Annotated in this window: 9 protein-coding genes; 1 reads left to right on the top strand and 8 read right to left on the bottom strand. The window is 69.0% G+C overall.

From position 1 onward, the window contains the following. Position 1 precedes the first annotated feature (1 nt). The 8 genes from DIE04_RS20505 to DIE04_RS20470 form a co-directional block, all read right to left on the bottom strand. Positions 2 to 2026: an ATP-binding protein gene (locus DIE04_RS20505; protein WP_124486543.1), complete on the bottom strand. Its 2025-nt coding sequence runs from the start codon at positions 2024 to 2026 to the stop codon at positions 2 to 4. Between the two features lie 4 nt (positions 2027 to 2030). Further along, complete coding sequence (locus tag DIE04_RS20500; RefSeq protein ID WP_044846742.1) at positions 2031 to 3320, bottom strand: dicarboxylate/amino acid:cation symporter; 1290 nt, start codon at positions 3318 to 3320, stop codon at positions 2031 to 2033. Positions 3321 to 3681: 361 nt separating this feature from the next. After that, positions 3682 to 5367, bottom strand: coding sequence for a cation acetate symporter (locus DIE04_RS20495; RefSeq protein WP_124520697.1), 1686 nt, complete (start codon positions 5365 to 5367; stop codon positions 3682 to 3684). A gap of 11 nt (positions 5368 to 5378) precedes the next feature. Further along, positions 5379 to 5684, bottom strand: coding sequence for a DUF485 domain-containing protein (locus tag DIE04_RS20490; protein WP_014895931.1), 306 nt, complete (start codon positions 5682 to 5684; stop codon positions 5379 to 5381). Between the two features lie 97 nt (positions 5685 to 5781). After that, the gene (locus DIE04_RS20485) at positions 5782 to 6987 is read right to left on the bottom strand and encodes a CaiB/BaiF CoA-transferase family protein (RefSeq protein WP_124520695.1); all 1206 of its coding nucleotides are present in this window, start codon (positions 6985 to 6987) and stop codon (positions 5782 to 5784) included. Between the two features lie 30 nt (positions 6988 to 7017). Next, positions 7018 to 8163: an acyl-CoA dehydrogenase family protein gene (locus DIE04_RS20480; RefSeq protein ID WP_124520693.1), complete on the bottom strand. Its 1146-nt coding sequence runs from the start codon at positions 8161 to 8163 to the stop codon at positions 7018 to 7020. A gap of 14 nt (positions 8164 to 8177) precedes the next feature. Then, positions 8178 to 9374 (bottom strand): acyl-CoA dehydrogenase family protein, encoded by a 1197-nt coding sequence (locus DIE04_RS20475; protein WP_124520691.1) that lies wholly within the window; start codon positions 9372 to 9374, stop codon positions 8178 to 8180. 29 nt (positions 9375 to 9403) lie between these two features. Beyond that, positions 9404 to 11539 (bottom strand): 3-hydroxyacyl-CoA dehydrogenase NAD-binding domain-containing protein, encoded by a 2136-nt coding sequence (locus tag DIE04_RS20470; protein WP_124520689.1) that lies wholly within the window; start codon positions 11537 to 11539, stop codon positions 9404 to 9406. A gap of 244 nt (positions 11540 to 11783) precedes the next feature. Between DIE04_RS20470 and DIE04_RS20465 the strand changes: the two genes are divergently transcribed. Then, entirely contained in the window at positions 11784 to 12746 is a 963-nt protein-coding gene (locus tag DIE04_RS20465; RefSeq protein ID WP_124486547.1) for a LysR family transcriptional regulator, read from the top strand. Positions 12747 to 12754 lie beyond the last annotated feature (8 nt).

Genomic DNA, 12754 nt, shown 5'->3' with positions numbered 1-12754 from the left:
CCTAGCGCGAGCCCGCCGGCTCGGACACGGCGTCCGGATGATGCGTGCGCGCGCGCCGCAGCGTCAAGACGAACAGCGCGCCGCCGGACGGCGCATTGCGCGCGGTCAGCGCGCCGCCCGCGTCGCTCGCGATCGACGACGAGATCGCGAGCCCGAGCCCGAGCCCGCGCCCCATTTCCTTGGTCGTGAAGAACGGTTCGAACAGTCGCGGCAGCAGCTCGGGCGCGATGCCGGAGCCGTTGTCGCGCACCTCGACCGCGAGCGTCGCGACCGACACCGCGATCGTCACTTCGATCGCCGGCGCGGCGACGCCCGCGACCGCGTCGAGCGCGTTGCCGAGCAGGTTGATCAGCACCTGCTCGAGGCGCAGGTCCTCGCAGCGGGCGACGAGTTCCGGATAGTCGCGCGCCAGGTCGAGCGGCGCATCCTGCGCGGGCGACACCGTCGCATCCTGCAGCGTCAGCGTGAGCGCGACGCCGCGCAGCCGGTCGCCGAGCAGCGACAGCACGCTGCGCAGCGCGCGCACGACGAGCGCCTGTTCGTTGCGCGGCTTCGCGCGGCCGACGAACAGCTTCAGCTGGTTGGTGATCTTGCCCATCCGCTCGGTCAGCGCGGCGATCGCCTCGAGGTTCTCGCGCGCGGCCGCCTGCTCGCCGCGATCGAGCAGCACGCGCGTGTTGTCCGAGAAGCTGCGCAACGCCGCGAGCGGCTGGTTCAGTTCATGCGTGATGCCGGCCGCCATCTGGCCGAGCGCGGCGAGCTTGCTCGCCTGGATCAGTTCGTCGTGCGCGGCGCGCAATTCCTGCTCCGCGCGGATCCGGTCGCCGACTTCCTTCTGCAATTGCTCGTTCGCTTCCGACAGGTCGGCCGTGCGTTCCTCGACGCGCCGGTTCAGCTCCGCATACGCCTGCTGCAGCAGCGCGCGGCCGCGGATCATCTCGCGCACGCGCGCGCGGCGCATGCGCCAGTAGAACGCGAGCAACGCGACCGACACGAAGCCGAAGCCCGTGACGATCGTCGCGTTGCGCGCGTCGGCGTCGATGGGCGCGATCGGCGCGAGCGTGACGAGCAGCCAGTCGGGCTCGCCGATCCGCCGCTTGCTGGCGAGGAAACGCGGCGCGCGCAGGCCGGGGCCTACGCCGGCCGCACCGAGGCGCACGATCTCCGCATCGGCGCCGAGCACCTGCTCGACGCGCAGCGGCAGCGGCGTGACGGGCTGCTGCGCGTACTGGCGCGTCTCGTAGATCGACGCGGCGACGGGCCCCGTCAGCGGATGCAGCGTGTGGTACTTCCAGGCGGGCACGGACGACAGGAACACGACGCCGTGATCGTCCGCGACGACGAGCGGCTCGGACGCGTCGGCGCCCTGGAACCATTCGAGATTGAGCTTCACGACGACGACGCCCGCGATCCTGCCGTCGCGCCACACCGGCTGCGAGATGTAGTAGCCGGGGTCGCGGGAGATCGTGCCGATCGCGAAGAAGCGGCCGACCCGGCCGTTCATCGCGTCGATGAAATATGGACGAAACTGGTAGCCGGTCCCGACGAAGCTGTCCGGCGCGCGCCAGTTGCTGGCGGCGACGCACAGGCCGTCCGCGCCGATCACGTAGGTGACGGTTGCGTGCGCGTGTTCGTTGAGGTCTTCGAGATAGCGGTTCGCGCGCGCGGTGAAATCGGCGCGCTTCGGCTCGGCGAGCAGGTCCAGCACGTACGGATGGCTGCCGAGCAGATAAGGCAGCGATTCGTAGCGGTCGAGCGTGCTCTTGAGCGCGTTGGTGGTGCGGTCGACCCGCACCGCAGCGTTGCGCTGCAGCTCGGCGACGCCGCGCTGCCACGTGATGGTCCACGTCAGCGCGCACGCCGCCGCGAGCGCGGCGGCAAGCACGACGAGGATGAGCAGGCGGCGCTTCACGGACGTGACTTCCTGGCGATGCGGATCGCCTATTGTGTCATAGGGCGCCTCGTCGCTGCCCCGGCCGCCGCGCGGCGCACCGCCCGCGGGCGGTGCCGCCGCCTGCTCCTTCATGACGTCAGACGCCGGCCGTCTCGGTCGGCGTGACCTCGCCGCCGCCCTTCAGCGCCTGGCGCAGCTTGTTGCGGTCGAGTTCCTTCTCCCAGGCCGACACGACGACCGTCGCGACGCCATTGCCGACGATGTTGGTCAGCGCGCGGCATTCGCTCATGAAGCGGTCGATGCCGAGGATCAGCACCATGCCCGACAGCGGGATCGTCGGCACGACGGCGAGCGTCGCGGCGAGCGTGATGAAGCCCGCGCCCGTGACGCCGCTCGCGCCCTTCGACGTCAGCATCGCGACCGCGAGCAGCGTGAGCTGCTGCATCCACGTCAGTTCGATGTTCGTCGCCTGCGCGATGAACAGCACGGCCATCGTCATGTAGATGTTGGTGCCGTCGAGGTTGAACGAATAGCCGGTCGGCACGACGAGGCCGACGACCGAACGCGAGCAGCCGGCCTTCTCGAGCTTTTCCATCAGTTGCGGCAGCGCGGCTTCCGACGAGCTCGTGCCGAGCACGATCAGCAGCTCTTCCTTGATGTACGACACGAAGCGGATGATCGAGAAGCCCGTGAAGCGCGCGATCGCGCCGAGCACGACCAGCACGAACACGACCGACGTCAGGTAGAACGTGCCGATCAGCTTGAGCAGCGGCACCAGCGAGCCGACGCCGTACTTGCCGATCGTGAACGCCATCGCGCCGAACGCGCCGATCGGCGCCAGCTTCGTGACGATGTGCACGATGCCGAACAGCACGCGCGTGAGGCCGTCGATGAAGTCGGTCACGACCTTGCCTCGTTCGCCGAGGTGCGCGAGCACGCTGCCGAACAGCAGCGCGATCAGCAGGATCTGCAGGATTTCACCCTGCGCGAACGCGTCGACCATCGTGTTCGGGATGATGTGCATCAGGAAGTCGACCGTCGACTGCCCGTGCGCCTTCGCCGCGTACGACGCGACTTCCTTGCCGTTCAGCGTCGCCGGATCGATGTTGAAGCCGACGCCGGGACGCAGGATGTGCGTGGCCGCGAGGCCGAGCAGCAGCGCGAAGGTCGACACGATCTCGAAGTACAGCAGCGCCTTGCCGCCGACGCGGCCGACCTTCTTCATGTCCTCCATGCCGGCGATGCCGGTGACGACCGTACAGAAGATGATCGGTCCGATCACCATCTTGATCAGCTTGATGAAGCCGTCGCCGAGCGGTTTCATCTCGGTGGCGAGCGACGGATAGAAGTGGCCGAGGATCACGCCGACGATGATGGCGAAGATCACCTGCACATAGAGCACTTTGTAGAAGGGTTTCTTCTTCACGATGGTTCCTGCTGAAGTAGATGATGAGCCGGTGGAAACGGCGTCACGCGCGCAGGCGAATGTCTCAGGGGAGGAGGCATTCGCCCGCGCGGCTGCCGTGCCGCAACAAGCGATGCCTCAGGACATCCGGAGGGGGAGGAAGGCATTGGTCATCGGTTGTCTCCTTGCTTGCTGTAGTAGTTCGGCCGGGGGATGGCCGTGCGCTTTATATCGCAAGGTCGATGCCAGGTTTCCGGAGCCCCTCAAGCCGTTGTTTTCATTGTATTTCTCATAATGCGGCAGGCAAGGAAATCCGGGATTCCGGATTTCCGGAAAATATCCGTCCGGCGATCCGGACGGAGCGATTGTTTCATATGACGAATCAATGCTGCACGGCTTCACCGGCCAGCACGCCCGTCTGCGCATAGAACTCCTGCTGCGCGAACGCGTCGCGCTCGCGACGCGCGCGCTCGCCGCGGTCCGCGAACGAGCCGACGACGATCCCGACGAACGCGAGCGGCACCGACACGAGCGCCGGGTTGTCGAGAAACACCGGCGCGTGCGCGTGGTGCAGCACGTCGACCCACACCGACTTCGACAGCACCGTCAGCGCCACCGCCGACGCGAGGCCGAGGCCGCCGCCGAGCACCGCGCCGCGCGTCGTCATCCCGCGCCAGAAGATCGACATCGCGAGCACCGGGAAATTGGCGCTGGCGGCCACCGCCGCGACGAGGCCGACCATGAACGCGACGTTGACGTGCTCGAACAGGATCGACAGCGCGATCGCGACCGCGGACAAGCCGATCGTCGCCGCGCGCGAGATGCGCATTTCCAGCCGCTCGTCGGGCTTGCCGCGCGCCCACATCTGCGCATACAGGTCGTGCGAGATCGTGGTCGCGCCGGCGAGCGTCAGCCCGGCGACCACCGCGAGGATCGTCGCGAACGTGACGGCCGCGATGAAGCCGTAGAACCAGTTGCCGCCGACCGCCTGCGCGAGCTTCACCGCGACCATGTTCGAGCCGCCGAGCAGGTCGTGCGTCAGGTTGAACGTGCCGTTCGCGCCGAGCCGGAAGAATTCCGGATGCTGCGCGAGCAGCACGATCGCCGAGAAACCGATCACAAACGTCAGCAGATAGAAATAGCCGATGAAGCCGGTCGCGTAGAGCACCGACTTGCGCGCTTCCTTCGCGTTCGGCACCGTGAAGAAGCGCATCAGGATGTGCGGGAAGCCGGCCGTGCCGAACATCAGCGCGATGCCGAGCGACAGCGCGTTGGCCGGATCGCGGATCAGCTTGCCGGGCCCCATGATCGACAGCGCGCCCGGATGCACGGCCACCGCGCGACGGAACATCTCATCGACGCTGAAGCCGAATTCGGCGAGCGCGAGCAGGACGAGCAGCGTCGCGCCGCACAGCAGCAGCACGGCCTTGATCACCTGCACCCAGGTGGTCGCGGTCATCCCGCCGAAGAACACGTAGACGACCATCAGCACGCCGACGATCAGCTCGGCCGTGCCGTACGATAGCCCGAACAGCAGCTGGATCAGCTTGCCCGCGCCGACCATCTGCACGACCAGGTACAGCACGACGATCGTCAGCGCGTTCGCGGACGTCAGGAGCCGGATCGGCCGCTGTGCGAAGCGGTACGCGACCACGTCGACGAACGTGAACTTGCCGAGATTGCGCAGCGGCTCGGCGATCAGGAACATCACGAACGGCCAGCCGACCAGGAAGCCGATCGAGTAGATCAGCCCGTCGAAGCCGAACATGAACACCATCCCGGAGAGCCCGAGGAACGACGCGGCCGACATGTAGTCGCCCGCGATCGCGAGCCCGTTCTGCAGCCCGGTGATACCGCCGCCGGCCGTGTAGAAGTCGCGCGTCGAACGCGTGCGGCGCGCGGCCCAGCGCGTGAGCGCGAGCGTCGCGAACACGAACGCGAAGAACATCGCGATCGCCACCGGGTTCAGCTCGACCTTGTCGGGCATCGGGCCCGCGACGCCGGTCGCGTGCGCGGTGGAGGAAACGAGAACGGCCAGCGCGCCGAGCGCGCTCGAAGTGCGTCGCATGTCGGCCTCCGTCACGAACGCTGCAGGATCGCGTCGACGCGGCGGTCGAACGCACGGTTCGCGCGCAGCACGTAGCACGCGGTCAGCCCGATCGCGACCAGGATGATCGCGACGCCCGCGGCGATCCCGACCGTGGTCGTCGCGCCGCGGTACAGCGGCGCCGCAAGCACGTGCGGCGCGAGCGCGACGAGCAGGATGAAGCCGTAGTACGTGGCGATCATCAGTGCCGTGAGCGTGAAGCTGAAGCGGCGCCGTGCGCGCACGAGCTGCTGGTAGTCACGGCGCGCCGTGACCGATTCGATGACGGAAAGCTCCATGGTGTCTCCAATGTCTCCTCGTCGTTTCGCGAGAAGTGTCTTGTGGATGGCCGGCGCGCCCATCGATCCGCCCGCGCCGTGGCGGCACGTCAATGCGTTACACGACGCGATCCGCGCGCAGTCGCGCGACCTCGTCCGCCGACATCCCGAGCCAGCCGCCGAGCACGTCTTCCGTATCCGCGCCGAGCACCGGCGGCGCGCCGCGCACCGGCAGCCGCGCACCGTCGAAGCGATACGGCGGCGCCAGCACGTCGACGCCGCCCGCGACCGGGTGCGGCTGCCGCGTGACGAGCCCCGCCCGGGTCGCGCGCTCGGAGGTCAGCGCCTCGTGCAGCCCGAGCACTTCGCCGCACGGAATGCCGCCGGCGGCGAGCGCCGCGAGCAGCGTCGCGCGCGGCCGCCGCGCAAGTTCGCCGCGAATCTCCGGCAGCAGCGCGGCGCGGTTCTCCGAGCGGCCGAGATTGGTCTTGTAGCGTTCGTCCGCGGCGAGGTCGGGCCGCTCGATCGCATCGCAGAAACGCGCGAACTGCGTGTTGTTGCCGACCGTGATCACGAGCGGGCCGTCGGCCGCGTCGAACACGCCATACGGCACGATCGACGGATGCGCATTGCCGTAGCGCGGCGGATCCTCGCCCATCAGCAGCGCATCGAGCCCGTAGTACGCGGTGATCATCAGCCCGCAGTCGAACAGCGCCATCTCGATGCGCCGCCCGCGCCCCGTCGCATGACGCTCGTACAGCGCGGCGAGGACCGCCTGCGCCGAATACATGCCGGTGAACAAGTCGACCGCCGCGACACCGAATTTCAGCGGTGGCTGGCCGGCCTCGCCGTTCAGCGCCATCAGCCCGGCCTCGCCCTGCACGACGAGGTCGTAGCCGGGCCGCGCGGCTTCCGGGCCCGAGCGGTCGTAGCCGGAAATCGCGCAATGCACGAGCCGGGGATTGAGCGCGGCCAGCGCGTCGTAGCCGAGCCCGAGTTTTTCCGCGCCGCCGAACTTGAAGTTGTGCAGCACCACGTCGGCCTGCGCGGCCAGCTCGCGCGCGAGCCGCCGCCCTTCGTCGGTCTGCAGGTCGAGACAGATCGAGCGCTTGCTTCGGTTCACGCTGTTGAAGTAGGTCGTTTCGGTGTCGCCGATCCGCAAGCCCCAGTCGCGCGTGTCGTCGCCGCGCGCCGGATGCTCGACCTTGATCACTTCCGCGCCGAAATCGGCAAGCACCATCGCGCACCACGGGCCTGCCAGCACGCGCGAGAAATCGAGCACCTTCACGCCGGCCAGGGGCAACGCGCGCGATTCGTTCGTCATCCTTGTCTCCTCCATTCGCGTCGTTCGTCTTTATTGTTTCGACAGCGCGATGTAGCGCGCGAGATGGTGATCCTCGTCGCCGAGCTGGTGATCGATCATCACGAGCCGCTTCGCGTAATGCGACAGCGGCAGCTCCCACGTCATCCCGATCCCGCCGTGCAACTGGATGCTCTCCTCGGCGACCAGCGTGCCGATCCGGCCGATGGTGTACTTGGCCGCCGCGAGCGCGCGTTCGCGCACCGCGCGCGGCGCATCGAGCTGCGCGGCCGCGTTGATCACCGCCGAGCGCGCCTGCTCGACTTCGAGCAGCAGGTCGGCCATCCGGTGCTGCAGCGCCTGGAAGCTGCCGATCGGCATGCCGAACTGCTTGCGCGTGCGCAGGTAGTCGAGCGTCGCTTCCTTCGCGACGTCCATCGCGCCGAGCGCCTCCGCCGACAGCGCGAGCAGCCCGTAGCCGAGCACGCGTTCGAGCAATGCGGCGCCTGCTTCGTCGTCTTGCGTTTCCGGCACGCCGAGCGCCGCATCGCCCGGCAGCACGACGCGCTCGAAGCGCATCTCGGCCGCGCGGCCGCCGTCGATCTTCTTGTAGTCCCGCAGCGACACGCCCGGCGCGTCGGCCGGCACGACGAACAGGCCGATGCCGGCCGCGTCGTCGTCCTGACCGGACACGCGCGCGCTGACGACGAAGAACGCCGCCTGCGCGGCCTGGTCGACGACGCCTTTCGCGCCCGTCAGCACCCAGCCGTCGCCGGCACGCTCGGCGCGCGTGCGCACGGTCGTCAGTTCGTAGTGCGAGCCCGGCTCGTCGTGCGCGAACGCGGCGCTCGCGCTGCCGTCGATCAGCGCGGCCAGCCGCGCGCGATGCGCGTCGCCGCCGGCCAGCGCCAGCGCGCGACCCGCGAGCAGCGTGCCGAGGAACGGCTCGACCACGAGCCCGCGGCCGAGGCATTCGAACACCACGGCGATGTCGAAACCCGCGCCGCCGAAGCCGCCGTCGGCTTCGGCAAACAGCGCGCCGACCGCGCCGAGTTCGGCGAAGCGCCGCCACATCGCGCGATCGAAGCCTTCGACCGACTGCGCGATGCGGTCGCGCACCGGGAACGCATACCGTTCGGCGATGAAGCGGTTCAACGTGTCCGCCAGCATCCGGCGGTCTTCTGTGTGCTGGAAATCCATCGTCGCGTCCCTCGTTACAGCCCGAGCATCATCTTCGCGATGATGTTCTTCTGGATCTCGTTCGAGCCGCCGAAGATCGACAGCTTGCGATTGTTGAAGTACTGCTGCGCGGCGCTCGCGGCCTCATCCGGGCCGACCGGCTCGCCGTCGTAATCGGCATCGAGCGCTGCGTCGACGAACGGCTGCGCGTACGGCCCCATCGCGCGGCGCATCAGCGCGGTGATCTCCTGGCGGATCTGCGTGCCGCGGATCTTCAGCATCGAGCTTTCCGCGCCCGGCACGCCGCCGCCCGCGACCGCGGCGAGCACGCGCAGGTTGGTCGTGCGCATGTTCTCGAGTTCGATCTCGACGCGCGCGATGCGCGCCGCGAAGAACGGATCGTCGGCGAGCGGCCGGCCGTTCTTCGTGACCTTCGCGGCCACCGCGCGCAGCCGCTCGAGCGCGGCCGTCGAGAAGCCGATCCCGGCGATGTTGGTGCGCTCGTACGTGAGCAGGTATTTCGCGCAGGTCCAGCCGCGGTTTTCTTCGCCGACGAGGTTCGCCACGGGCACGCGCACGTCGGTGAAGAACACTTCGTTCACTTCGTGCTCGCCGTCGAGCGTGATGATCGGGCGCACCTCGACGCCCGGCGTGTTCATGTCGATCAGCAGGAAGCTGATGCCCTCCTGCTTGCGCACGTCGGTCGCGGTGCGCACGAGGCAGAAGATCATGTTCGCGTAGTGGCCGAGCGTGGTCCAAGTCTTCTGGCCGTTCACGACGTAGTGATCGCCATCGCGCACCGCGCTCGTCTTCACCGATGCGAGGTCGGAACCGGCGCCCGGCTCCGAATAGCCCTGGCACCACCAGTCGGTGCCGTCGAGAATGCGCGGCAGCCAGTGGCGCTGCTGCGCTTCGCTGCCGTACCTGATCAGCACGGGCCCAAGCATGTTGACGCCGAACGGCACGATGCGCGGCGCACCGGCGAGCGCGCATTCGTTGTCGAACAGGAACTTCTGCGCGACGCTCCAGCCGGGGCCGCCGTATTCGCGCGGCCAGTGGCTCGCGAGCCAGCCGCGGGCGTTCAGGATTGCGTGCCATTCGCGCATGTCGTCGCGCGTCAGGTGCAGGCCGCCCTTCACCTTGCGCGCGGTGCGCGCGGGCAGTTCGGCGGCGAGGAAGCGCTGCACTTCGGTGCGGAACGCTTCCTCTTCGGGAGTGAAATTGAGGTCCATCGTGGGTCCGTTGCGAATGCGGTGGGCGTTCAGTCGATACGGTTCAGACTCGCGAAATCCGCGCCGCGCCCGACCAGCTCGACGAGCAGCGGCGACGGTTTCCAGAACAGCGGATCCTCCTGCGCGAACGCGCGGATGTCGGCGAGCACGTTCGCGAGGCCGACCGTGTCCGCGTAGTGCATCGGGCCGCCGCGATGGCGCGGGAAGCCGTAGCCGTACAGGAACACCGCGTCGACGTCGAGCGGGCGCAGCGCGATCTTCTCGTGCACGACGTTCGCGCCTTCGTTGATCATCGCGGCAAGGTAGCGGCGCAGGATCTCGTCGTCGGTGAACGTGCGCGGTGCGATGCCCTTCTTCGCGCGTTCGTCGGCGACGATTGCCTCGACTTCGGGGTCCGGCGTGCCGACGCGCGCGCCGTCCGGATACAGGTAGTAGCCGCGCCCCGTCTTCTGGCCGAACCAGCCGCGCTCGCACAGCCGGTCGGAAATCTCCACGTAGCGCGCGCGCGGGTCGCGCGTGGCCGCGCGGCGCTTGCGGGTCGCCCAGCCGATGTCGCCGCCCGCGAGGTCGACGACCTGGAACGGCCCCATCGGGAAGCCGAATTCGCGCACTACGCGATCGATCTGGTACGGCGATGCGCCGTCCTCCATCAGGTAGTCGGCCGCGGTGCGATAGACGGCGAGGATCCGGTTGCCGATGAAGCCGTCGCACACGCCGGCGCGCACCGGCGTCTTTTTCAGCTGTTTGGCCAGCGCGAACGCGGTCGCGACGACGTCATCGGCGACGCGCGCCGGCACGACGATCTCGAGCAGCTTCATCACGTTCGCCGGCGAGAAGAAATGCAGGCCGATCACGTCGGCCGGCCGGTCGGTGCCGGCGGCCAGCTCGTCGATGTCGAGATACGACGTGTTGGTCGCGAGCATCGCGCCCGGCTTGCACGCGCGCGCGAGCTCGGCGAACACTGCCTTTTTCACGGCCATGTCCTCGAACACCGCCTCGATCACGACGTCGGCCTGCGCGAGCGCGTCGTACGACGTGCTGCCCTTGAAGCGCGCGAGGCGCGCCGCGTGCGCGGCCGGCGTCATCCGCCCCTTCGCGACGAGCCCGTCGTATACCTTCTCGACATGCGCGCGGCCGCGCGCGAGCGACGCTTCGTCGCGTTCGATCATCGTCACCGGCAACCCGGCGTCGAGTGCCGCGACCGCGATGCCCGCGCCCATCGTGCCGCCGCCGACCACGCCGATCCGCTCGACCGGGCGCGCGCTCGCGCGGCGCGCCTCGGGCGCCTTCGCGGCCTCGCGTTCCGCGAAGAACGCGTGCACGAGGCCCGCGCGCTGCGGGCTGTCGAGGCACTGCAGGAACAGGCTGCGTTCGAGCTTCATCCCCGCGTCGAACGACAGCGTGAGCGCGGCCTCGACCGCGTCGACGATCTTCGCCGGCGAGAACAGGCCGCGCGACTTCTTCGGCAACTCGGCGCGCGCCGCGTCGATCGCGGCCTGCGCGGCCGCGCGGTCGGCGAGGCCCTGCGCATCGCGCGTGCGCCGAGCCGGCGCGCCGAGCGACACGAGTTCCTGCGCATAGGCGAGGCCTTCGGCGAGCGTGTCGTCGCTGTGCGCGACGCGATCGACGAGGCCGAGCGCGAGCGCTTCGTCGGCGCTCGCGTGACGCCCCGTCAGCATCAGGTCGAGCGCGGCCTGGGCGCCGATCAGGCGCGGCGCGCGCTGCGTGCCGCCCGCGCCGGGCAGCAGGCCGAGCGTGACTTCGGGCAACCCGAGCTTCGCGCCGGGCACCGCGAGCCGGTAATGCGCGGCGAGCGCGACTTCGAGGCCGCCGCCGAGCGTCGCGCCGTGCAGCGCCACCACGACCGGCTTCGCACTCGACTCGATCCGCTCGCAGACGTCGGGCAGCGACGGCGGCACGGGCGGCTTGCCGAATTCGCGGATGTCGGCGCCCGCGATGAAGTTGCGGCCGGCGCCGACGATCAGCACCGCGCGGATCGCGGCGTCGGCCTGCGCGGCGTCGAGCGCGTCGGCAAGGCCGCGCCGCACATCGGCGGACAGCGCGTTGACGGGCGGATGGTCGATCGTGACGACGAGCACCTTGTCGCGCCGTTCGCGCGTGACGGCGCCGGTCTGGGCGGGTTCGGGGGAAGCGGTTGAATTCATCGTGTCTCCATTGCGGTGCGCCATGCGGGCGGGACCGGTCGCCAGGCCGGCGAGCGGCGCCGCTTCCCGATCCCGCGCGGCGGGAAACGATCCGGCGCATGTGCCGGGCATGACTCGATTCTCGATTGATCGAGATTCATTGACAATTCCCGCCCGGCTTTACAAGCTGTCAAGTCTGGCTTGACATTGAATGCTTTCGGACCGCTTCGGGTCCTTAAGCGGGACGGATCAGGAGACACCGGGCATGGACCTGAACGCGCTGACGCTGCTCGTCGAGATCCTCGACGCGGGCAACCTGAGCAAGGCCGCGCAGCGGCTCAAGATGAGCCGCGCGAACGTCAGCTATCGGCTGAACCAGCTCGAGCGCTCGATCGGCCAGCAGCTCGTGCGCCGCACGACGCGCCGCATCGAGCCGACCGAAATCGGGCTGAAGCTGTACGAGCACGGCCGGCGCATCCGCAACGAGCTGCTCGCCGCGCAGGAATCGGTGACGACGCTCGGCCAGGACCTGCAGGGCCGCGTGCGGCTGTCGGTGCCGAGCGGCTACGGGCAGATGGTGATGTCCGACTGGCTGCTCGCGTTCAAGCGGCTGCATCCGGGCATCGTGCTCGACGTGGTGTTCGAGAATCGCGTGGAGGACCTGATGCGCGACGAAGTCGACATCGCGATTCGCGTGATGTCCGAGCCGCCGCAGAACCTCGTCGCGCGCGACATGGGCGCGGTGCGCTACGTCGCGTGCGCGTCGCCCGCGTTCGCGGCCGCGCACGGCATGCCCGCGAGCCTCGGCGCGCTGGCCGCCGCGCCGGTCGTCACCGCGACGGTGCTGGGGCGGCAGCTGCGGATCGCCGCGTACCTCGGCGACGAGCGCCACGAGGTGCTGCTCGAGCCCACGCTGATTTCGGAGAACTTCCTGTTCCTGCGCCAGGCGATCCTCGCCGGAATCGGCGTCGGCATCGTGCCCGACTACGTGATGCAGGACGACATGCGGCGCGGCACGGTCGTCACGTCGCTCGACGCGTATCGTCTCAGCATCTTCGGCACGCACATGTACATGCTCTACATGCCGAACCGGCACCACACGCGTGCGACCGCGACGTTCATAGAGTTCATCCTCGAACAGGCCGGAAAGGCCGGCCGGGGCGGGCCCGGCGGGATGCGTCAGGGTTTCCTGTCGGATGACAATCCGCCGGCCGCACGGCGACAATAGCGCGCCGT

The organism is Burkholderia sp. Bp8994, from assembly GCF_003853805.1.
Taxonomy (GTDB): domain Bacteria; phylum Pseudomonadota; class Gammaproteobacteria; order Burkholderiales; family Burkholderiaceae; genus Burkholderia.
Note: the sequence above shows the minus strand (reverse complement) of the source record. Positions and strands in the feature narration are given on the sequence as shown.